This window comes from Shinella fusca, assembly GCF_014203155.1.
Taxonomy (GTDB): Bacteria; Pseudomonadota; Alphaproteobacteria; order Rhizobiales; family Rhizobiaceae; genus Shinella; species Shinella fusca.
In genome coordinates this window covers 165,284-185,566 of record NZ_JACHIK010000003.1, presented here as the reverse complement: position 1 = coordinate 185,566, position 20,283 = coordinate 165,284, and the positions used below count along the sequence as shown (strand labels likewise).

22 protein-coding genes are annotated in these 20,283 nt (G+C 65.0%); 10 read left to right on the top strand and 12 right to left on the bottom strand.

What is annotated here, in order from left to right; genetic code table 11:
* Nucleotides 1-87 precede the first annotated feature (87 nt).
* Nucleotides 88-972 (top strand): restriction endonuclease, encoded by an 885-nt coding sequence (locus HNQ66_RS05435; RefSeq protein ID WP_184141662.1) that lies wholly within the window; start codon nucleotides 88-90, stop codon nucleotides 970-972.
* A gap of 16 nt (nucleotides 973-988) precedes the next feature.
* Here HNQ66_RS05435 and HNQ66_RS05430 read toward each other — a convergent pair whose 3' ends face one another.
* A complete protein-coding gene (locus HNQ66_RS05430) occupies nucleotides 989-1,618 on the bottom strand; it encodes a MarC family protein (RefSeq protein WP_184141660.1) in 630 nt (209 codons plus the stop codon).
* A 238-nt stretch (nucleotides 1,619-1,856) separates the two neighbouring features.
* Here HNQ66_RS05430 and gyrA point away from each other — a divergent pair, with 238 nt between their 5' ends.
* Nucleotides 1,857-4,646 (top strand): DNA gyrase subunit A, encoded by a 2,790-nt coding sequence (gene gyrA / locus HNQ66_RS05425; RefSeq protein WP_184141658.1) that lies wholly within the window; start codon nucleotides 1,857-1,859, stop codon nucleotides 4,644-4,646.
* 118 nt (nucleotides 4,647-4,764) lie between these two features.
* On the opposite strand, the gene HNQ66_RS05420 is transcribed toward gyrA, so the two are convergent.
* Together HNQ66_RS05420 and HNQ66_RS23690 are read right to left on the bottom strand one after the other, a co-directional pair.
* Complete coding sequence (locus HNQ66_RS05420) at nucleotides 4,765-4,911, bottom strand: hypothetical protein (RefSeq protein WP_184141656.1); 147 nt, start codon at nucleotides 4,909-4,911, stop codon at nucleotides 4,765-4,767.
* A 9-nt stretch (nucleotides 4,912-4,920) separates the two neighbouring features.
* Nucleotides 4,921-5,046, bottom strand: coding sequence for a hypothetical protein (locus tag HNQ66_RS23690; protein ID WP_281396974.1), 126 nt, complete (start codon nucleotides 5,044-5,046; stop codon nucleotides 4,921-4,923).
* Between the two features lie 249 nt (nucleotides 5,047-5,295).
* Here HNQ66_RS23690 and coaD point away from each other — a divergent pair, with 249 nt between their 5' ends.
* From coaD to tgt, 6 genes are all read left to right on the top strand, one after another.
* Nucleotides 5,296-5,790: a pantetheine-phosphate adenylyltransferase gene (gene coaD / locus HNQ66_RS05415; RefSeq protein ID WP_184141654.1), complete on the top strand. Its 495-nt coding sequence runs from the start codon at nucleotides 5,296-5,298 to the stop codon at nucleotides 5,788-5,790.
* Between the two features lie 33 nt (nucleotides 5,791-5,823).
* Complete coding sequence (locus HNQ66_RS05410) at nucleotides 5,824-6,390, top strand: peptidylprolyl isomerase (protein ID WP_184141652.1); 567 nt, start codon at nucleotides 5,824-5,826, stop codon at nucleotides 6,388-6,390.
* A gap of 81 nt (nucleotides 6,391-6,471) precedes the next feature.
* Nucleotides 6,472-6,987, top strand: a complete 516-nt coding sequence (locus tag HNQ66_RS05405; RefSeq protein ID WP_184141650.1) for a peptidylprolyl isomerase — start codon at nucleotides 6,472-6,474, stop codon at nucleotides 6,985-6,987.
* A gap of 78 nt (nucleotides 6,988-7,065) precedes the next feature.
* Nucleotides 7,066-7,515 carry a DMT family transporter gene (locus tag HNQ66_RS05400; RefSeq protein WP_184141648.1) on the top strand — a complete coding sequence of 150 codons (450 nt, stop codon included), beginning with the start codon at nucleotides 7,066-7,068 and terminating at the stop codon, nucleotides 7,513-7,515.
* 7 nt (nucleotides 7,516-7,522) lie between these two features.
* A complete protein-coding gene (gene queA, locus HNQ66_RS05395; protein ID WP_184141646.1) occupies nucleotides 7,523-8,584 on the top strand; it encodes a tRNA preQ1(34) S-adenosylmethionine ribosyltransferase-isomerase QueA in 1,062 nt (353 codons plus the stop codon).
* Nucleotides 8,581-9,711 carry a tRNA guanosine(34) transglycosylase Tgt gene (gene tgt, locus HNQ66_RS05390; protein WP_184141644.1) on the top strand — a complete coding sequence of 377 codons (1,131 nt, stop codon included), beginning with the start codon at nucleotides 8,581-8,583 and terminating at the stop codon, nucleotides 9,709-9,711. Before queA ends, tgt begins: the two co-directional genes overlap by 4 nt.
* A 9-nt stretch (nucleotides 9,712-9,720) precedes the next feature.
* Here tgt and HNQ66_RS05385 read toward each other — a convergent pair whose 3' ends face one another.
* Both HNQ66_RS05385 and HNQ66_RS05380 read right to left on the bottom strand, forming a co-directional pair.
* The gene (locus HNQ66_RS05385; protein WP_184141642.1) at nucleotides 9,721-10,134 is read right to left on the bottom strand and encodes a DUF4864 domain-containing protein; all 414 of its coding nucleotides are present in this window, start codon (nucleotides 10,132-10,134) and stop codon (nucleotides 9,721-9,723) included.
* A 117-nt stretch (nucleotides 10,135-10,251) separates the two neighbouring features.
* The gene (locus HNQ66_RS05380) at nucleotides 10,252-10,779 is read right to left on the bottom strand and encodes a GNAT family N-acetyltransferase (protein WP_184141640.1); all 528 of its coding nucleotides are present in this window, start codon (nucleotides 10,777-10,779) and stop codon (nucleotides 10,252-10,254) included.
* Nucleotides 10,780-11,011: 232 nt separating this feature from the next.
* On the opposite strand from HNQ66_RS05380, the gene HNQ66_RS05375 reads away from it, so the two are divergent.
* A protein-coding gene (locus HNQ66_RS05375; protein WP_184141638.1) for an IS5 family transposase occupies nucleotides 11,012-11,766 on the top strand; the annotation gives its coding sequence in 2 pieces (ribosomal slippage) (nucleotides 11,012-11,345 and nucleotides 11,345-11,766; 756 coding nt in all).
* 130 nt (nucleotides 11,767-11,896) lie between these two features.
* Nucleotides 11,897-12,841 (top strand): phosphoribosylaminoimidazolesuccinocarboxamide synthase, encoded by a 945-nt coding sequence (locus HNQ66_RS05370; protein ID WP_184142235.1) that lies wholly within the window; start codon nucleotides 11,897-11,899, stop codon nucleotides 12,839-12,841.
* On the opposite strand, the gene HNQ66_RS05365 is transcribed toward HNQ66_RS05370, so the two are convergent.
* From HNQ66_RS05365 to HNQ66_RS05335, 7 genes are all read right to left on the bottom strand, one after another.
* Nucleotides 12,829-13,656: an MBL fold metallo-hydrolase gene (locus HNQ66_RS05365; RefSeq protein ID WP_184141636.1), complete on the bottom strand. Its 828-nt coding sequence runs from the start codon at nucleotides 13,654-13,656 to the stop codon at nucleotides 12,829-12,831. The genes HNQ66_RS05370 and HNQ66_RS05365 overlap by 13 nt on opposite strands.
* Before the next feature lie 2 nt (nucleotides 13,657-13,658).
* Complete coding sequence (locus tag HNQ66_RS05360; RefSeq protein ID WP_184141634.1) at nucleotides 13,659-14,438, bottom strand: TatD family hydrolase; 780 nt, start codon at nucleotides 14,436-14,438, stop codon at nucleotides 13,659-13,661.
* Between the two features lie 4 nt (nucleotides 14,439-14,442).
* On the bottom strand, nucleotides 14,443-15,993 hold the full coding sequence (gene metG / locus HNQ66_RS05355; protein WP_184141632.1) for a methionine--tRNA ligase: 1,551 nt from the start codon (nucleotides 15,991-15,993) through the stop codon (nucleotides 14,443-14,445).
* A 78-nt stretch (nucleotides 15,994-16,071) separates the two neighbouring features.
* Nucleotides 16,072-17,103: a DNA polymerase III subunit delta' gene (locus tag HNQ66_RS05350; protein ID WP_184141630.1), complete on the bottom strand. Its 1,032-nt coding sequence runs from the start codon at nucleotides 17,101-17,103 to the stop codon at nucleotides 16,072-16,074.
* Complete coding sequence (gene tmk, locus HNQ66_RS05345; RefSeq protein WP_184141628.1) at nucleotides 17,100-17,783, bottom strand: dTMP kinase; 684 nt, start codon at nucleotides 17,781-17,783, stop codon at nucleotides 17,100-17,102. Before tmk ends, HNQ66_RS05350 begins: the two co-directional genes overlap by 4 nt.
* Nucleotides 17,784-17,902: 119 nt before the next feature.
* Nucleotides 17,903-19,069, bottom strand: a complete 1,167-nt coding sequence (locus HNQ66_RS05340; RefSeq protein WP_184141626.1) for a D-alanyl-D-alanine carboxypeptidase family protein — start codon at nucleotides 19,067-19,069, stop codon at nucleotides 17,903-17,905.
* Between the two features lie 70 nt (nucleotides 19,070-19,139).
* Entirely contained in the window at nucleotides 19,140-20,150 is a 1,011-nt protein-coding gene (locus tag HNQ66_RS05335) for a septal ring lytic transglycosylase RlpA family protein (RefSeq protein WP_343059440.1), read from the bottom strand.
* Nucleotides 20,151-20,283: the final 133 nt, after the last annotated feature.

Here is a 20,283-nt window from a genome sequence, read left to right as displayed (position 1 = left end):
GCGGATTATCCTCGCCCCCGGGGATTTTCAGGGGCGTAGATCTGACTGACGGTTCACGGCGCCCCTCGGGAAGAGGAGGGCGCCGTTTTGTCGCTGCTGAAGGGGGTATTGCGCTTCGTCCTGCTCACGCTGGCGATTTGTCTCCTCGGGGGCATGATCGGTAGCGTCGGTACGCTGGCGGGCAAGCCGCCCGGGCTGACGGCCTTGGGCATTCTTGGCATGGTCATCGTCGTCCTGAGCCCGTTCCTCTCCGCGGCCTGGCTGTGGCGCCGGCGCAGGAAGGCGAAGGCGCAAGAGGCGGCGATGCGGCTCACGGCCCTGGCCGAGGAGCAGGATTATCAGGAAAACCTCCTTCGGCGCCGTCTCATCGAGCGGCAGAGGCTGATCGATGCGGTGGACCAGCATCGCGGCGCGCTCGAGCGGAACCTGGCGCGCGCCGTTCGCACGAACGATTACGGTACGGTCGTGCAGGACATGACGGGCAAGGCGCTCGCCGAGTTCTTCGCCAGCATCGCGCTGGACGGGGCGCTGTTTTCCTTCGAGGATGCGAAGGCGCTGGTTTTCGAGCAGTTGAACACCCGCAGGCGCGAGCAGGTCGCCGCCGGCTTCGATGCCGGCTCGGTCCCGCTTGACGGGCATGAATTCGAGCACTGGGTGGCCGATGCCCTCAAGCGGTACGGCTGGAAGGCGGAGGTGACGCGCGGCTCCGGTGACCAGGGACTGGACGTGATCGCCGAGAAGAAGGGCAAGCGCGTCGGCCTGCAATGCAAGCTCTACGGAGGCCCCGTCGGCAACAAGGCCGTGCAGGAGGCCCATGCCGGCAAGGTCTATTACGGGGTCGACGCCGTCGGCGTCCTCACCAATGCCAGCTTCACGCCGAGCGCAACCGCGCTGGCGGCGGTAACCGGCGTCAAGCTCTTCTCGCAGCACGATATTCCGAGCCTTTTCGAGAAGACCTTTGCCGCGCGGTAAGCGCGGCGGGTCGTTCTCAGGCGAGGAAGACCGATTTCACGCCGTCCACCACGAACTGCACCGCGAGCGCGGCGAGGATGACGCCGAGGAGGCGCGTGAGGATCGCCCGGCCGGTATTGCCGAGGAAGCGGTCGATGCGCTCGGCGATCACCAGCGACATGAAAAGGATGCCGATGCAGAGCGCCAGCACGCCGATGAGGGCGCTGCGCTCCAGCGCGGAGGGAAAGGCCCCCGACAGCAGGATCGTCGCGGAGATGGCGCCGGGACCGGCGATCAGCGGCAGTGCGAGCGGGAAGACGGCGATGTTGTGGATGTGGTCGCGGGTGATCGCCACCTCGCTGGTCTTTTCCTTGCGCTCGTTGCGCCGCTCGAAGATCATCTCGAAGGCGATCCAGAAGAGGAGGAGGCCGCCGGCGATGCGGAAGGCGCCGATGGAGATGCCGAGCAGCGAGAGCACGCCCGAGCCCGTCAACGCGAAGACCGCGAGGATGCAGAAGGCGATCAGCGAGCCGCGCAGGGCCACCTGCTTTCGCTGCGGGCGCGTCATGCCGACGGTCAGCCCCAGGAAGATCGGCGCGAGGCCGGGCGGATCGAGCGTCACGAGCAGGGTCGTGAGCGCATTGACCACGGGATCGATGGTGAGCATGTCGGGCGTTCCCCTCGCCGTTGAGCGGCCGTTCCGTCGGCCTTGTCCGGCCATTGTTAGGCGAGGGCGGCGCCCAAGGGAAGGGCGCCCGGACCGCCACGCCGATACGGCCATGAAAATGCGCAAATTGGCGGATTTTACTTGGAAAACCCGCTCAAACCCCTTGCCGAAATTGGCGCTCGGGGCGGCGGTAGGCTATAAATTTGCATCTGATTCTGAACAACGATCGTGACCGAAATTGACAGAACAAACGACACCCGGCGGCAAGACCCCTCCCGGCATTGAGCCGATTTCCATCATCGAGGAGATGCAGCGGTCCTATCTCGATTACGCCATGAGCGTGATCGTGTCCCGCGCGCTGCCCGACGTGCGCGACGGCCTCAAGCCCGTGCACCGGCGCATCCTCTATTCGATGAACGAGATGGGCGTCGACTGGAACAAGAAATACGTGAAATCGGCCCGCGTCACGGGTGACGTGATGGGTAAATACCATCCGCACGGCGACGCCGCCATCTACGACGCGCTCGCGCGCATGGCGCAGGACTGGTCGCTCCGCCTGCCGCTCATCGACGGTCAGGGCAATTTCGGCTCCGTCGACGGCGACCCGCCGGCAGCCCAGCGCTACACGGAATGCCGCCTGGAAAAGGCCGCCCATTCGCTGCTCGACGACCTCGACAAGGAAACGGTCAATTTCCGCGACAACTATGACGGCACGCTCTCCGAGCCGGTCGTCATCCCCGCGAAATTCCCGAACCTTCTCGTCAACGGCGCGGGCGGCATCGCCGTCGGCATGGCGACGAACATCCCGCCGCACAACCTTTCCGAAGTCATCGACGGCTGTATCGCCCTCATCGACAATCCGGCGATCGAACTTCTCGACCTGATGCAGATCATCCCCGGCCCGGATTTCCCGACCGGCGCGCTGATCCTCGGCCGCGCCGGCATCCGCCAGGCCTACGAGACCGGCCGCGGCTCGGTCGTCATGCGCGGGCGCGCCACCATCGAGCCGATGCGCGGCGACCGCGAACAGATCATCGTCACCGAGATCCCCTACCAGGTGAACAAGGCGACGATGATCGAGAAGATGGCCGAGCTCGTGCGCGACAAGCGCATCGAGGGCATCTCCGACCTTCGCGACGAATCCGACCGCGACGGCTACCGCGTCGTCATCGAGCTGAAGCGCGACGCGAACGCCGACGTCATTTTGAACCAGCTCTACCGCTACACGCCGCTGCAGACCTCGTTCGGCTGCAACATGGTGGCGCTCAACGGCGGCAAGCCGGAGCAGATGACGCTGCTCGACATGCTGCGCGCCTTCGTCGCCTTCCGCGAGGAGGTCGTCAGCCGCCGCACCAAGTACCTGCTGCGCAAGGCGCGCGACCGCGCCCACGTCCTGGTGGGCCTTGCCATCGCCGTCGCCAATATCGACGAGGTGATCAACCTCATCCGCCGCGCGCCCGATCCGCAGACGGCGCGCGAGCAGTTGATGGAGCGCCGCTGGCCGGCCAGGGACGTCGAGGCGCTGATCCGCCTCATCGACGACCCGCGCCACCGCATCAACGAGGACCTAACCTACAATCTTTCCGAAGAGCAGGCCCGCGCCATCCTCGAACTGCGCCTCGCCCGCCTGACGGCCCTCGGCCGCGACGAGATCGACGAGGAGCTGAACAAGATCGGTGAGGAGATCAAGGACTACCTCGACATCCTCTCCTCGCGCCTGCGCATCATGACCATCGTCAAGGACGAGCTCGGCGCCATCCGCGACGAATTCGGCACGCCGCGCCGCACCGAGATCGCCGAGGGCGGCCCGGACATGGACGACGAGGACCTCATCGCCCGCGAGGACATGGTCGTCACCGTCTCGCATGCCGGCTATGTCAAGCGCGTGCCGCTCGCCACCTACCGCGCGCAGCGCCGCGGCGGCAAGGGCCGCTCCGGCATGGCCATGAAGGATGAGGATTTCGCGACCCGCCTCTTCGTCGCCAACACGCACACGCCCGTCCTCTTCTTCTCCTCGCGCGGCATCGTCTACAAAGAGAAGGTCTGGCGCCTGCCGATCGGCACGCCGCAGTCGAAGGGCAAGGCGCTCATCAACATGCTGCCGCTGGAGCCCGGCGAGCGCATCACGACCATCATGCCGCTGCCCGAAGACGAGACGACGTGGGAAAACCTCGACGTCATGTTCTCGACGACCCGCGGCACGGTGCGCCGCAACAAGCTTTCCGACTTCGTCCAGGTCAACCGCAACGGCAAGATCGCGATGAAGCTCGAGGAGGATGGCGACGAAATCCTCAACGTCGAGACCTGCACGGAGCGCGACGACGTGCTGCTGACCACGGCGCTCGGCCAGTGCATCCGCTTCCCGGTCGATGACGTGCGCGTCTTCGCCGGCCGCAACTCGGTCGGCGTGCGCGGCATCTCGCTGGGCGCCGGCGACCGCATCATCTCGATGACGATCGTCCATCATGCCGATGCCGAGCCGTGGGAACGCGCCGCCTATCTGAAACGCTCCGCCGCCGAGCGCCGCGCCAGCGGCGTCGACGAGGAGGAGATCGCACTGGTTGGCGAGGAGGTCGGCGAAGTCGGCGATCTTTCCGAAGAGCGCTATCAGGAGCTGAAGGCGCGCGAACAGTTCGTGCTGACGGTTTCGCAGAAGGGTTACGGCAAACGGTCGTCCTCCTACGACTTCCGCACCTCGGGCCGTGGCGGCAAGGGCATCCGCGCCACCGACACCTCCAAGACGGGCGAGATCGGCGAACTGGTCGCCGCCTTCCCGGTCGAGGAGAAGGATCAGCTCATGCTCGTCTCCGACGGCGGCCAGCTCATCCGCGTGCCGGTCGACGGCATCCGCATCGCCAGCCGCGCCACCAAAGGCGTGACGATCTTCTCCACCGCCAAGGACGAGAAGGTGGTCTCCGTCGAGCGCATCAGCGAGCCGGAAGGCGACGACGATGCGGATACGGATGGTGAGGGCGTTGCCGAAGGTGACGTCGAGGCCGGAGATGAAGCACGGGGCAGCGAGGCATAAGCCTCGCTTCTCACAGACATGAAAAAGCCGGACGGGCAGGGAACGACCGTCCGGCTTTTCATTTGTCGCGGGCGGCCCGGAGGGAAGGCCACCCGCGTTGACGGCGGCAAGGGGCGTTCTAGACGCCGAAGCCGCCTGCTTTCGTTTTCAGCCTGATCGCCTTCAGGGCTTCGCGCTCACGCTTGATCTCGATGATCGTGCGGGCGAAATCCACCGTGAAGACGGCGCTGATGAAGAGCATGGAGAAGATGGTGAGCGCGGCCATGGTGCGTCCTCAGCGCAGCCACTTGCCGCGGCCGGCGAGCTTCGTCGCTGCCGGGCGGTCTTCTTCGCGCAACGCATGGATGGTTGCGGCGGTGAGTGCGATGAACATGGTCATGCAGAGAAGAGCGAGTGCCATTTTCGTGTTCCTTCCAGCCTAAGGAAACGCAATACTTGTTTCACTGTGTTCGGCCGGTAGAACGCACGATATCGATGTTTGTTCCCGGCCCTGATGCTGCCATCTAGACATGGGGCACCTGAAATGGTCTTGAACGGTCCATTCATGCGCAGTTCATGTTCTTCGCGGGGGACAGTTCCGGGTGCGGCAGGGCGCACCCTTGCGGAAAGGGACGGTCCGTGACACAAGGCGGCAAACGGAACCTCGCCGATGACAGTCGCCTTCTATCCTGGCTCCTTCGACCCGATCACCAACGGCCATATCGACGTGCTCGTGCAGGCGCTGAACGTCGCGCCGAAGGTCATCGTCGCCATCGGCATCCATCCCGGCAAGACGCCGATCTTCTCCTTCGAGGAGCGCGCCGGGCTCATCCGCCAGTCGATCGCCGAGGCGTTGCCGGAGCGGGCAGGGGATGTGAGCGTCGTTTCCTTCTCCAACCTCGTCGTCGATGCCGCGCGGGCGCACAAGGCGCATCTCCTCATCCGCGGCCTGCGCGACGGCACGGACCTCGACTACGAAATGCAGATGGCCGGCATGAACCGCCAGATGGCGCCCGACGTGCAGACCATCTTCCTGCCCGCAGGCGTTGCCTCGCGGCCCATTACCGCCACATTGGTCCGCCAGATCGCGGCCATGGGCGGCGATGTCAGTGCCTTCGTTCCGGCGCCCGTCTTCAAGGCGCTCCAGGCCCGGCAGAAGGGCTGAGCCCATCATCCTGAACCCCTTTAGGGAGCTATCATGAACATCCTCCGCCTCGCCTTTGCAGGAACCCTGTTCCTGGCGACCGCCACGAGCGCCGTCGTCGCCAAAGCCGCCGACTTCATCACCATCCAGCTCAAGGACGGCTCGGTCGTCATCGAGCTGAACGACAAGGCGCCCAAGCACGCCGAGCGCATCAAGCAGCTCGCCGCCGCCGGCGAATACGACAACGTCGCCTTCCACCGCGTGATCGAAGGCTTCATGGCGCAGACCGGCGACGTGCAGTACGGCGACATGGAAGACGGCTACCAGCCGCAGGCGGCCGGCACGGGCGGCTCCAGCCTGCCGGACCTTCCGGCCGAGTTCTCCGACGTGCCCTTCGAGCGCGGCACGGTCGGCATGGCGCGCGCCCAGGACCCCAATTCCGCCAACTCGCAGTTCTTCATCATGTTCGCCCCCGGCGACTTCCTGAACGGCCAGTACACGGTCGTCGGCAAGGTCGTCTCCGGCATGGAGAACGTCGACAAGATCAAGCGCGGCGACGACGCGAACAACGGCGCCGTGACCGACCCCGACCGCATGATCAAGGTCACCGTCGGCAAGTAATCCCGTTTTTTGGTTTGCCGCCTGTTGCAATCGCAAAGTTGGACCACACCTTTGCGGGCAGGCTTTAGAAGGAGAAAGACCATGGCCGAGATCAAGGATCCGGAAAACACGATCATCATGGAGACCACGAAGGGGAAGGTGGTCATCCAGCTTCTTCCGGACCTCGCCCCGGGGCATGTGGCGCGCATCAAGGAACTGGCACGCGAAGGCGCCTATGACGGCGTCGTCTTCCACCGCGTCATCGAGGACTTCATGGCCCAGACGGGCGACGTGAAGTTCGGCAAGCAGGGCGGCGCCGAGTTCAACCCGGCCCGTGCCGGCATGGGCGGCTCCGACAAGCCGGACCTCAAGGCCGAATTCTCCAACATGAGCCATGTGCGCGGCACCTGCTCCATGGCGCGCAGCCAGATGCCGAACTCGGCCAACTCGCAGTTCTTCATCTGCTTCACGGATTCGCCCTGGCTCAACAAGCAGTATTCCGTCTGGGGCCAGGTCATCGAGGGCATGGAGAATATCGACAAGATCAAGCGCGGCGAGCCGGTGCGCGATCCCGACTCGATCGTCTCGATGAAGGTTGCCGCAGACGTGGCGGCCTGATAGACAAACGTTCGTTTTCGACCGCGCTCGCCACGGCGGGCGCGGTTTTTCTTTGTGCGCTTTTCAAGGACCGGCACCATGGCTGCATTCCTCTGGGCGCTGCTCGGCATTGCGGCCGGCGCGTGCATCGCAACCCAGGCTCCCATCAACACCATGCTCGGACGCGGGCTCGGCATGCCCGTGGCGGCCGCCTGCATGTCGTTCCTGTCGGGCGCCGTGCTGCTCGGGCTCGTCGTCCTGGCCACCTCGGCCTTCGAGGGCAGGGCGCCGGACTGGCGCGCGCCGGCCGCATGGCTCTATGTGGTCGGCGGGGCGCTCGGCGCCTTCTACGTCACCACCGCCATCTATCTCACGCCGCGCATCGGCGCTGCCGCCCTCATGGCGTTTGCCGTTTCCGGCCAGCTTCTCGCCGGCATCCTGCTCGACCGCATCGGCTTCCTCGGCATGGCCGTGCGCGAGGTGACGGTCGGCCGCATCGGCGGCGCGGTGATGCTCGTTGCCGGCGCGCTGATGATCCGCTTCCTCTGAGGCCGCCATGCGTGTCGACCTCTTCGATTTCGACCTGCCGGAAGAAAGCATCGCGCTGCGCCCCGTGACGCCGCGCGAGGCCGCGAAGCTGCTCGTCGTGCGCCCCGATGCGGCGACGCCCTACGAGGACCGCACCGTCGGCGACCTGCCCTCGCTGCTTCGGCCCGGCGATGCACTGGTCTTCAACGATACGCGCGTCATTCCCGCCCAGCTCGAAGGCATCCGTCACCGCGAAAGCGCGGGCGGCCAGAAGGTCTCCGCGACACTCCACATGCGCATTGCCGGCGACCGCTGGAAGGCCTTCGCCAGGCCCGGAAAACGCATCAAGCGCGGTGATCGCATCGCTTTCGGCGAAGACCTGTCCGCGACCGTCGAGGAGAAGGGCGAGGGCGGCGAAGTCACCCTCCGCTTCGATGCCTCCGGCCCGGAGCTCGACCGCGCCGTCGCCACCGTCGGCCATATCCCGCTACCGCCCTACATCGCCTCCAAGCGTGCCGAAGACGAGGCGGACCGGCGCGACTACCAGACGATCTATGCCCGCGAGGAGGGCGCCGTCGCCGCGCCCACGGCAGGCCTCCACTTCACCGAAGCGCTCTTCGAAAAGCTCGATGCGCTCGGCGTCGAACGGCATTTCGTGACGCTGCATGTCGGCGCCGGCACCTTCCTGCCGGTCAAGGCGGACGATACGACCGACCATGTCATGCACGAGGAGATCGGCTACGTCTCCGAAGCGACGGCCGCCGCGCTCAACGCCGTACGAGCGAGGGGCGGGCGCATCGTCTCCGTCGGCACGACGTCGCTGCGCCTCCTCGAAAGCGCCGCCGACGCGGACGGCACGATCCGGCCATGGTCGGGCGCGACGGGCATCTTCATCACGCCTGGCTACCGCTTCCGCACCGCCGATATCCTGATGACCAATTTCCACCTGCCGAAATCGACGCTCTTCATGCTCGTCTCGGCCTTTTCCGGCCTCGAAACGATGCGCGGCGCCTATGCCCATGCGGTCTCGACCGGCTACCGCTTCTATTCCTACGGCGACTCCAGCCTGCTTTTCCGGAACGACCGATGACCGACACCTTCCAGTTCAAGCTCCTCGCCACCGACGGCAAGGCCCGCCGCGGCGAGGTCTCCATGCCGCGCGGCACCATCCGCACGCCCGCTTTCATGCCTGTCGGCACGGTGGGCACCGTCAAGGCGATGTATCTCGACCAGGTGCGCGAACTCGGCGCCGACATCATCCTCGGCAACACCTATCACCTGATGCTGCGCCCCGGCCCGGAGCGCGTCGCGCGCCTCGGCGGCCTGCACGAGCTCATCCGCTGGCCCTGGCCGATCCTCACCGATTCCGGCGGCTTTCAAGTCATGTCGCTCTCGGGCCTTCGCAAGCTCGATGAAAAGGGAGTGACCTTCAAGAGCCATGTCGACGGCGCGCTGCACCACATGTCGCCGGAGCGCTCCATCGAGATCCAGGGCCTGCTTGACAGCGACATCCAGATGCAGCTCGACGAATGCGTGGCGCTGCCGGCGTCCCCGAAGGAAATCGAGCGCGCCATGGAAATGTCGCTGCGCTGGGCCGAGCGCTGCAAGGCGGCCTTCGGCGACCAGCCCGGCAAGGCAATGTTCGGCATCGTGCAGGGCGGCGACATTCCGCACCTGCGCGAGCGTTCCGCCGCCGCGCTCGCCGGCCTCGACCTCAAGGGCTATGCCATCGGCGGCCTTGCCGTGGGCGAGCCGCAGGAGGTCATGCTCGACATGATTTCCACGACCCTTCCGCACCTGCCGACCGGGAAGCCGCGCTACCTGATGGGCGTCGGCACGCCGGACGATATCCTCAAATCCGTCGCCCGCGGCATCGACATGTTCGACTGCGTGATGCCGACCCGCTCCGGCCGCCACGGCCTTGCCTTCACGCGGCGCGGCCGCATCAACCTGCGCAACGCCCGCCATGCCGAGGACATGCGCCCGCTGGACGAGGAATCGAACTGCCCGGCCGCGCGCGACTATTCGCGCGCCTACCTGCACCACCTCATCCGCGCCAACGAGTCGCTCGGCGGCATGCTGCTGACCTGGAACAACCTTGCCTACTATCAGGACCTGATGGCCGGTATCCGCAAGGCGATCGAGGAGGGGCGCTTCGCCGATTTCATGGCGGAAACGCAGGAAAACTGGGCGAGGGGCGATCTCGCCCCTCTCTGAAACTCAAGATCAAATCTCCGGCCCCGGCGCGGCGCGCACGATGTGCACGCCGTTGATCTTGTAGCTGCCGTCCGGCAGCTTCACGAGCTGGTAGAGCGCCGTCCAGTCCTTGCCGTCCGGCCCGGAGATCAGCACCTCCTGCACCACCGTGTCGCCGATGACCCGCGACCGGCCGAAGGCAAAGTTGCCCGGCCGATAGACCGGCGCATAGCCCTTCCTCACCATGTCGAAGAAGGCGCCCTCCGTCGGGAATTTGCCGCGGATGGCGGGCGAGGCGAAGGAATAGGCCGCCTTGGCATCGTCATGCAGGAAGGCGGCGATCTGGCCCTGGATGACGCCCTGGGCGGTATCGACCGGCTCTTCTGCCCATGTGGCAACCGGGAGGACAAGCAGAAAAAGGGAAACGGCGGCAGGCAATCTCATGGCGCACCTCCTTTTCGAAGGTGTCATGATAGCACAGGATTCCCTCGGAATTCTTTTTCTTGTAATATCCTTATAAAACAGAGAACTACCGCTTATATTTAAACCATACGGTGATGGTCACGACGCATTCCTGCGAAGCAGGACGACCTCCGAACCCTGATAGGGCGAGCGGGCGAATTCCCGGAACCCGTGCCGCTCGGCAAGCCCGATGGACGCGGCGTTGCGCGGGTCGATGATGCAGGTGATGGGCATGTCGGGGCGGTTCGCGCCGATCCACGCCCACATGGCGTTCAACGCTTCGGTGGCATAGCCCTTGCCCTGGAATTCGGGAAGCAGGCCCCAGCCGGTCTCCAGCGTGCCTTCGAGGCTGGGTGTGAGTGCACGGCGCATTTCATGGAAGCCGGCTTCGCCGATGACGCGGCCGGTCGCTTTCTCCGTGATCACCCAGAAGCCGAAGCCCATGACGCTCCACATGCCGATCTGCCGCAAGAGGCGCGTCCACGACTGTTCGCGCGTCATCGGCACGCCGCCGATATAGCGCACGATCTCGGGCATGGCCCACATTTCGGTGATGGCGTCGAGGTCGTCGGAACGAAAGCCGCGCAGGACGAGGCGGTCGGTTTCAAGCACGGGAACTGTCGGCATGGGTTTCTTGGCAGGAAGGTTGGATGAACGTCGGCGGGACGCTAACACGGAAAGATCGAATACGTCGACACCGTGCCTGTTGTACGAGCGGAATACGGCGGGAGGGAGGCTTGGCCGGCGGCGCATACAGAGATCACATAAGATAGATTATGGAACAAATCTGTCTGGCCTAGGCTCAGGACCTATTAATTTGGCATGATGTGTGATTCACGGTATCCGATAGGAGGCCGTGATGAGTGATTTGTTTCTACTGAGTGAAGACCAGATGGCTCGGATCTCGCCGTATTTCCCCCTGGCGCATGGTGTTCCACGCGTCGATGACCGGCGGGTGGTCAGCGGCATCGTCTACGTCATCAAGCATGGCTTGCAATGGAAAGATGCGCCAAAGGACTACGGGCCGCACAAGACGCTCTATAACCGCTTCATCCGTTGGAGCCGTTTGGGTGTGTTTAACCGCATCTTTGTGGCGTTGTCCGGTGAAGGTCCAAGGCCCGAGCGCATCATGATCGACGCCACACACCTCAAAGCACACCGGACAGCCGCAAGCCTGCTCAAAAAGGGGATGTTCCCCGCCGTATCGGGCGAACCAAAGGCGGACTGAACTCAAAACTGCACACTGTCTGCGACGGTGAAGGCCGCCCGATCATCATGCTGCTCAGCGAGGGGCAGATGAGTGACCATAGGGGCGCGCGCCTTGTGCTGGATGCCTTGCCGCCAGCCAAGACGCTCATTGCCGACCGGGGCTATGACAGCACGCCGTTCCGAGACGCCCTACAAGCAAGAGGTATCGAACCTTGCATTCCCTCCAGCCGAAGCCGCAAGATACCATACTCCTACGACAAGGTGCTCTATCGCCAGCGCCACAAGGTGGAGAACCTCTTCGCCAAGCTCAAGGACTGGCGCCGTATCGCAACCCGATACGACCGATGCGCGCATACCTTCTTCTCAAGCATATGTATCGCCGCAACAGTCATCTTCTGGCTTTGATTTAAAGAGTCCTGAACCTAGAGCCCCAAAGGTGCTGGAAATCCGGTTTGCGCCTTGACCGTTGGCCGCCTGCGGTTCTAAGCGGAACGGCAGACGGAACCAACAGCGAAAGTCCGCACCGATGAGCGATCTGCGCATTCTCTCCGACGCCTTCATCCCGGAACTGCCGAACCGCTACAACGGCAAGGTCCGCGAGAACTACGATCTTCCGGACGGCAGCCGCATCATCATCGCGACGGACCGGCTGAGCGCCTTCGACGTCATCCTGACCGCCATTCCCTTCAAGGGCCAGGTGCTGACGCAGACGGCGCGCTACTGGTTCGAGGAAACGGCGGACATCTGCCCGAACCACGTTCTTTCCTATCCGGACCCGAATGTCGTCATCGGCACGCGGCTCGATATCCTACCGGTCGAGATCGTCGTGCGCGGCTATCTCGCCGGCACCACCAGCACCTCGATCCTGACGAAGTACCGCAAGGGCGAGCGCCAGATGTACGGCATAACCCTGCCGGACGGAATGAAGGACAACGAGAAGCTGCCCGAGCCGATCATCACGCCCACCAGCAAGGCCTTCGACGGCGGCCATGACGAACCGCTCTCCGGCGACGAGATCCTTGCCCAGGGCCTGCTGACGGCCGAGCAATGGGAAACCGTGTCGCGCTATGCGCTGGCGCTTTTTGCCCGCGGACAGGCGCGTGCCGCCGAACGCGGGCTCATCCTCGTCGACACCAAATACGAATTCGGCACGGACAAGGACGGCCGCATCGTGCTGGCCGACGAGATCCATACGCCGGATTCGAGCCGCTACTGGATCGCCGACAGCTATGCCGAAAGCTTCGCCAAGGGCGGCCGCCCGGCAAGCTTCGACAAGGATTTCGTGCGCGCCTGGGTCACCGAGCGCTGCGACCCCTACAAGGACGCGATCCCGGAAATTCCGCGCGACCTCATCGAGCAGACCTCGAAAGTTTACATCCAGGCCTTTGAACAGATTACCGGAAAGACCTTCGTGCCCGACCTTTCCGGCGATACGGTCCTCGACCGGATCCGCAGGAACCTCAAGCCTTATTTCGCCTGATCGTCGCCAAGCGCGACCTCGAAGCTGAGGCCATCATACGCCGGTTCCACATGGGCCGGCGTTTCCTTTTGCACGGTCTCGTAGTCGAGCGGCACATGCATGTGCGTGAGGATCGCCCGCGCCGGCTTCAGCCGCTCGATCCATTCCAGCGCCTGGGAGAGCGACAGGTGGCTCGAATGGTAGCGGTATTGCAGCGCGTCGATCACCAGCATGTCGAGGCCGGCAAGGCGCGGCAGGGTCTCGTCCGGAAAATCGCTGATGTCGCTGCAATAGGCGACGTCGCCGATGCGGAAGCCCAGCGAATGGATCGAGCCGTGCACCTGGAGGAGGGGCTGGAAGGTGATGGTGCCCCCTGCCCCTTCGACCGTCACCGGCCGGTCCATCGGCTCGATCAGGTTCTCCGTGACGATCGGCGGATACATGCTGCCCGGCGGCGTCTTCAGGCAATAGCCGAAGCCCTCGCGGATGCGCTCCATCGTGAAGGCATCCGCCCAGATCGGCACCTGCTTGTGGTTCTGCAGCACGAAGCCACGGATATCGTCGATACCGTGGATGTGGTCGGCATGGGCGTGGGTATAGAGCACCGAATCGATACCGGCGACGCCGGCGGCAATCATCTGCGTGCGGAAATCGGGGCCCGTGTCGATCACCACCGTCGTCGTGCCGTCCGGGCCGAACTGCTCGACGAGGAAGGCGGCGCGGGTGCGGCGGTTCTTCGGGTTGGCGGGATCGCAGGCGCCCCAGTCGCCGGTGATGCGCGGCACGCCGGGCGAGGAGCCGCAGCCGAGAATGGTGAAGCGCCGCGTATAGGCCACGGCTACACCCGCGGCATCTTGGAGAAGATGCGGAAGGCGTTCTCGGTGGTGATGCGGGCGATCTCTTCCGCGCTGACGCCGACCGTCTCGGCCAGAACCGCCGCCGTATGCGCCACATAGGCCGGCTCGTTGCGCTTGCCGCGGAACGGCTTGGGGGCGAGATAGGGCGCGTCCGTTTCCACCAGCATGCGTTCCAGCGGCACGGTTCTTGCGATCTCGCGCAGCTCTTCCGATTTCGGGAAGGTCAGGATGCCGGAGAAGGAGACATAGCCGCCGAGTTCGACACCGACCCGGGCAAGCTCCGGGCCGGAGGAGAAACAATGCAGCAGGAAGGGAAAGGCCCCCTTCCCCGTCTCCTCGGTCAGGATCGCCGCCATGTCCTCGTCCGCCGAGCGGCTGTGGATGACGAGCGGCAGGCCGGTTTCCCGCGCCGCGGCGATATGGTTGCGAAGGCCGATGGCCTGCGCTTCGCGCGGGGCGTTGTCGTAGAAATAATCGAGGCCCGCCTCGCCGATGGCGACGACGCGCGGATGCCGCGCCAGCTCGATGAGCTCGGAGACCGGGATATCCAGCTCCTCGTCGGCATTGTGCGGATGCGTGCCGACCGAACAGAAGACGGTCGGGTATTTTTCCGCGATGGCCAGGATCTCGGGGAACTTGCGCACCCGCGTCGAGATGGTGATCATCTGCTTCACCCCGGCCGCATGCGCGCGTGCGACGATATCGTCGCGCTCCGCCGCGAAATCGGGAAAATCCAGATGGCAATGGGTGTCGATCAGCATGGCATCACGCTTCGGGGGCGACGTAGCGCGGGAAGACCGGCGTCGGCGCTTCCAGCGGCGTGCCGCTGACGAGGCGGCCCGCCTCGCCCAGCGCCGAGAAGTCGCGCTTTTCGACGGGCGCGGCGACGAGATCGAGCAGCTTGCGGCCGGATTTCGGCATGAAGGGCTGGAGGAGGATCGCGATCTGGCGCACGACTTCCGCCGTCACATAGAGCACGGTGCCCATGCGGACGGGATCGGTCTTCTTCAGCGCCCAGGGCGCCTCGCCGGCGAAATAGCGGTCGGCCTCCGAGACGACGGCGATGATCGCCGCCAGCGCCTTGTGGATCTGCTGCCGGCCCATCTCCTCGCGGGTGATGGCGTGCAGCGCGTCGACGGAGGCGAGCATGGCGCGGTCGGCATCCGTCAGCTCGCCGCAGTCCGGCACCTTGCCGTCACAGTTCTTGACGATCATCGACAGCGAGCGGCTGGCAAGGTTGCCGATGCCGTTGGCAAGGTCGGAGTTGATGCGCGTGGCGATCCCCTCCTCGCTGTAGCTGCCGTCCTGGCCGAAGGAGACCTCGCGCAGGAAGAAGTAGCGGATCGGGTCGAGGCCGAAATGATTGACGAGGTTGACCGGGTCGACCACGTTGCCGAGCGACTTCGACATCTTCTCGCCCTTGTTGAGCAGGAAGCCGTGGGCGAAGACGCGTTCCGGCAGCGGAAGGCCCGCCGACATCAGGAAGGCTGGCCAGTAGACGGCGTGGAAGCGGATGATGTCCTTGCCGATGATATGGATGTTCGCCGGCCAGTATTTTGCGCGCGGGCCTTCGGGATCGGTGAGATAGCCGGTCGCGGTGATGTAGTTGGTGAGCGCGTCGACCCAGACATACATGACATGCGCCGGATCGCCGGGAACCGGAATGCCCCAGTCGAAAGTCGTGCGCGAGACCGAAAGGTCCTTGAGGCCCGACTTGACGAAGGAGATCACCTCGTTGCGACGCTCGGCCGGACCGATGAAGTCCGGGTTCTCCTCGTAGTGCTTCAGCAGCTTTTCCTGGTAGGCGGAAAGGCGGAAGAAGTAGCTTTCCTCCTCCACCCATTCGACGGGCGTGCCCTGCGGGCCGTAGCGCACGCCGTCGTCGCGCTTTTCCGTCTCGCCTTCCTGGTAATAGGCCTCGTCGCGCACCGAATACCAGCCGGCATAGCTGTCCTTGTAGATGTCGCCATTGGCGGCCATGCGGCGCCAGATCTCGGCGCAGGCCTCGTAGTGGCGCTCCTCGGTCGTGCGGATGAAATCATCGTTCGATGCATTAAGAAGAACGGCCATCTGCTTGAATTCGGCCGAATTCCTGTCCGCGAGTTCGCGCGGGGAAATGCCTTCCTTCTTCGCGGTCTGCTGCATCTTCTGGCCGTGCTCGTCCGTGCCGGTCAGGAAGAACACGTCGCGCCCGTCGAGCCGCTGGTAGCGCGCCATGGCATCCGTTGCGATCAGTTCGTAGGCATGGCCGATATGCGGCTTGCCGTTCGGATAGGAAATGGCGGTCGTGATGTAGAAGCGGGACGTGTCGGTCATCGGGGTGCGTTCTGTCTTCGGTTGTGCAATGCCGCAAGGTATTAGACCATGCGGACGGCAAGGGAAACAGCAAGTTGACTAAAGCGTAGCGCGGATATCGTCGAGGACGCTGATGATCGTCTGCTTGCGGTCGAGGTTGTAGCCCTGGGCGATGGCGATGCGCTCGCCGAGCTGAAAGGAGAGGTGCGCCAGGCGGTCGGCGCGGGCGATGTCGCCTGCAAGGGCGGCGGCACGGGCCGCGTCCGTCATGAAGTCGCCGGCGTGCTGGCAGAAGAAGGAGAAGACCGTGTCGCTGTCGCGCGCCGAAAGCACGTCGGCGAGCTTGTGCACGTCGCGGCGCGGCGGCTCGGCCGGCCCGGAGACGATGGCGCGGAAGGCCTCCACGATATCGAAGCCGCCGTAATTCACCAGCTTCAGCGCCTCGGAGACGCTGCCGCGGGCGGCCGAAAGCACCTCCCCTGCCCGTGCGCCGGACGGTGCGGCGCCGAGGCTCTCCAGCGCGGCGGCAAGGTCCGTCTCCGACAGCGGCGAGAGCGGCAGCGGCAGGCAGCGCGAGCGGATGGTCGGCAGCAGTTTTCCCGGCGCATGGGTCAGGACGAGGAAGAGCGAGCGCTTCGGCGGCTCCTCGAGAATCTTTAGGATGGCGTTGGCGGCGTTGCGGTTGAGGTCGTCCGCCGGGTCGATGATGACGATGCGCCAGTTGCCCGTACCGGAAGTCTGCGAGAGGAACTTTCCGGCCTTGCGCACCTCGTCCACGGTGATCGCCGATTTCGCCTTGCCGGTCTTCTCGTCGAAGGGCCGCGTCAGGTGCAGAAGGCTGTGCGAGGCGCCGGAGGCAAGCTGGCGGGTGATGGGCGAAGCCGGCGATGGATCGGCGATCGTCCCGGGAGCCTCCGCCGGCTCGGGATGGTGCAGCACATGATTGGCGAAGCGGAAGGCGAGCGTCGCCTTGCCGATGCCCTCCGGCCCTTCGATGAGGATGGCGTGATGGCCCTTGCCGGAGCGGTAGGAGCGCGCCAGGAAATCCTCGGCCGCGCCATGGCCGAAGAGCTTTGTCTGCTCGGCGGGATGGACCGCGCCGTCGAGGATGCCAGGACGCTCCTCGCTCACGAGATATGCTCCGCATCCGAACGGCCATGCGCCTTGATCGGCAGCAGCGGCTCGATAATCGCGAGCACCTCGGCGGCGATGGCCTCCTGCGCCTTCGTCGCATCGACGACGCGGCAGCGCAGCGGCTCGCGCTCGGCAATGTCGAGGAAGGCTTCGCGGCGCTTCTCGTGTGTCTGCAGCTCTTCCTTCTCGAAACGGTCCGGCTGCTCGTCAGGACCTGCGCTACGCTTGCGGGCGCGCTCGAGCCCGACGGCGGCCGGCAGGTCGAAGATGATCGTGCAATCCGGCACGACGCCGTTGACCGCCACGCGCTCCAGCGCCTCGATGAAGGACTGCTCCAGATTGCCGGTGATGCCCTGATAGACGCGGGAGGAATCCATGAAGCGGTCGCAGAGCACTACGGTGCCTTTGGAAAGCGCGGGGCGGATCACCTGCTCGACATGGTCGCTGCGCGCGGCGGCAAAGAGGATCGCTTCCATGCGGATGCCGTAAGCCTCCGCCGCGCCCGAGAGCAGCACATGGCGCACGGCTTCGGCGCCCTTCGAGCCGCCGGGCTCGCGCGTCATCAGCACGGTCAGGCCGCGTTCGCGCAGCGCCGCTGCCAGAAGCCGGATCTGCGTCGACTTCCCGGCGCCCTCGCCGCCTTCGAACGTGACAAACAAACCGGGTGCGGCCGACAAATCCTGCTTCCGTTTCCGTGGCCGCCGCGGCGGCGATACCCGGCGGGGCCGGGACGAGTCGGACCACTACTAACCCATGTTTCCGGCCGGCGAAACGCTTTTCGGCCGGCTCATCCCTTTCAAATCCAGAAGAAGAACAGCTCGATCAGCGCATCGAGGGCGCGCGAGCGCAATGTGCCGACGCCGACGGTCCCGGCCGTCTTCACCGGCACCTCCCGCAGGACCTGCTTGTCGTTCGATATCCTCAGCGTGCCGATCGTCTGGTCGGGCTTTACCGGCGCACGTACCGGCCAGATATAGACGACGCGGGCGGTGAGGCGCGGCGCGTTGTCCTTCGGCAGGAAGACATCGACCTTGTCGCCGGCCACCAGCGGCACACGGGAGGCGTCGCCCCCATAGACGCTCGCATCGGCGATGGTCTCGCCCTCCTTGAAGAGCGTGCGCCGCTCGAAAGAGGAGAGCGCCCATTCGATGATGCGCCGCGTCTCCTCGATGCGCACCTTGTCGCTCTCCATGCCGCCCATGGCGAGGAGCAGGTGCTTGCCGTCGCGCTCCACCGCCGCGACGATGGAATAGCCGCCCTCCTCCGAAAAGCCGGTGACGAAGCCTACTACGCCGAGGTTCAGCGCCAGCAGCGGATTACGGTTGCGCTGCCTGATCCTGTTCCACTCGAATTCCGGTTCGAGATAATAGCCCATCCGGTCCGGATAGGCCGTCTCGACATGGCGGGCGAGCTCCACCATCTCGCGCATCGTCACGACATTGCCGGGATCGGGCAGGCCGGTGGCGTTGACGAAGGTGGATTTCTCCAGCCCGAGCGCCCTCGCCTCTTCCGTCATGCGGGCCGCGAAGGCGGTCTCCGAGCCGGCAATGCCTTCTGCGAGGACGATGCAGGCATCGTTGGCATATTGCACCGTGACGCCGCGGATCAGGTCCTCGACGCGCGGGCTGGATTTCAGCGCGGCGAACATGGTAGCGGTGCGCGAGGGCGCGCCGCCGGTGCGCCAGGCATGCTCGCTGACGGGATATGACGTGTCGAGCGTGATCGTGCCGTCCTTGAGCGCCTTGAAGACCGTCGCCACGGTCATCAGCTTGGCGAGCGAGGCGGCGGGCACCACCTCGTCCTCGGCGCGGGCGAAGAGCACCGTGCCCGTCTCCGCTTCGATCATGTAGACCTGCTTCGCCTTCACGTCGAAGCCCGCCGGCTGGGAGCTTGCCGACTGGGCGTGCGCGAGGGTCAGGAGGGAGAGGAAAGCGACAAGGAAGGCGAAGAGGTGACGATGCATGGCGACTCCGGCTGCGCCACACTCCCACAGCGGCGGGCGTTGCGCAAACGGCTTTGCGGGGCGCGGGCCGTCAGCCCGCGTTCGCGGCAAGTTCGGAAAGCGGCGTCAGCGTGCCGTCGATGGTCAGGATGGCGTCGAAGGCGCCGGCGGCATCGCGCACGCGCTCGTCCGCATAGGCGGCCGCGTAGCTTTCGGAAGGAAGCTGCGGGATGAAATTCGGCCGTTCCAGCGGTAGCGGGCCGATCTCCGGTAGCAGCACGAACTGCTCGTCGATCGCCTGGAAGGCTTCGCTTGCCGGAGCGGTCTTGGCAAGCGCGGTCATGGCGCTTTCCTCGGGCACCCGCAGCACGTTCTCCTCCTGCGCCGGCATGACGCTGTGATCGGCGGAGGCGACCATGACGCCGGTCGCGATCTGCCCGCCCGGATCGACCGCGGGGATACGCGAGCCCTTCGGAATGTAGGAGGCCATCAGGTAAGGCATGTCGTTGCCTTCGAGCGGCGCCTTGCCGACATACTGCACGCGCACCTTGGCCGTGCCGGTGCGCTTCATGTCGAGGAGGTCGGCGGTCTTGGAGGAAACGTCGATCAGCCGGTTCTCGTGGAACGGGCCGCGGTCGTTGACGCGCACGATGACCGAAGTGCCGTTTTCAAGGTTGGTGACGCGCGCATAGCTCGGCAGCGGGAAGGTCGGATGCGCGGCGGAAAGATGGTAGAGGTCGTAGACCTCGCCGTTCGCCGTGCGCCGCCCGTGGAAGGCGGAACCGTACCACGAGGCAAGGCCGGTCTTGTTGTAGCCGGGCTCTTCCTTCGGCTGATACCACTTGCCGCGCACCTGATAGGCCTTGCCCACCTGGTAGCGCCCGCCGCCCTTCGGCACGGCCTGGCCGTCCTCGACGACGCGCGGGCTCGCCTTCACGCCATATTCGGATTCGGAGAAGAACTCCTTGCTGCGGGCTTTCTTCTTGGGAGCATGGCCCGTCGTCGCGCAGGCCGCAAGGCCCGCGCAGACCAGTGGAATGACCAACAACCGGAGGCCTGTGCCGAACCGGGCCGCATTCTTGTCGAAGTTCTTGTATCCCACGCCGCTATTGTCCCCGACGGTGCCAGCCAACTGCCTTGCCCCTGCAAGCCGGCCGTCAATGCCACTCAGTAAATAACAGTACGTTAATCATGCCAATAACGTGGCAAAATTGCGAATGAATGGAAAGCCTGAC

Excerpts from the sequence above, each read along its gene's own strand:
- HNQ66_RS05430 (WP_184141660.1), bottom strand. The coding sequence starts at position 1,618 with ATGCTCACCATCGATCCCGTGGTCAATGCGCTCACGACCCTGCTCGTG.
- HNQ66_RS05420 (WP_184141656.1), bottom strand. The coding sequence starts at position 4,911 with ATGGCCGCGCTCACCATCTTCTCCATGCTCTTCATCAGCGCCGTCTTC.
- HNQ66_RS23690 (WP_281396974.1), bottom strand. The coding sequence starts at position 5,046 with ATGGCACTCGCTCTTCTCTGCATGACCATGTTCATCGCACTCACCGCC.
- coaD (WP_184141654.1), top strand. The coding sequence starts at position 5,296 with ATGACAGTCGCCTTCTATCCTGGCTCCTTCGACCCGATCACCAACGGC.
- HNQ66_RS05410 (WP_184141652.1), top strand. The coding sequence starts at position 5,824 with ATGAACATCCTCCGCCTCGCCTTTGCAGGAACCCTGTTCCTGGCGACC.
- HNQ66_RS05405 (WP_184141650.1), top strand. The coding sequence starts at position 6,472 with ATGGCCGAGATCAAGGATCCGGAAAACACGATCATCATGGAGACCACG.
- HNQ66_RS05400 (WP_184141648.1), top strand. The coding sequence starts at position 7,066 with ATGGCTGCATTCCTCTGGGCGCTGCTCGGCATTGCGGCCGGCGCGTGC.
- queA (WP_184141646.1), top strand. The coding sequence starts at position 7,523 with ATGCGTGTCGACCTCTTCGATTTCGACCTGCCGGAAGAAAGCATCGCG.
- tgt (WP_184141644.1), top strand. The coding sequence starts at position 8,581 with ATGACCGACACCTTCCAGTTCAAGCTCCTCGCCACCGACGGCAAGGCC.
- HNQ66_RS05385 (WP_184141642.1), bottom strand. The coding sequence starts at position 10,134 with ATGAGATTGCCTGCCGCCGTTTCCCTTTTTCTGCTTGTCCTCCCGGTT.
- HNQ66_RS05380 (WP_184141640.1), bottom strand. The coding sequence starts at position 10,779 with ATGCCGACAGTTCCCGTGCTTGAAACCGACCGCCTCGTCCTGCGCGGC.
- HNQ66_RS05360 (WP_184141634.1), bottom strand. The coding sequence starts at position 14,438 with ATGCTGATCGACACCCATTGCCATCTGGATTTTCCCGATTTCGCGGCG.
- metG (WP_184141632.1), bottom strand. The coding sequence starts at position 15,993 with ATGACCGACACGTCCCGCTTCTACATCACGACCGCCATTTCCTATCCG.
- HNQ66_RS05340 (WP_184141626.1), bottom strand. The coding sequence starts at position 19,069 with ATGCATCGTCACCTCTTCGCCTTCCTTGTCGCTTTCCTCTCCCTCCTG.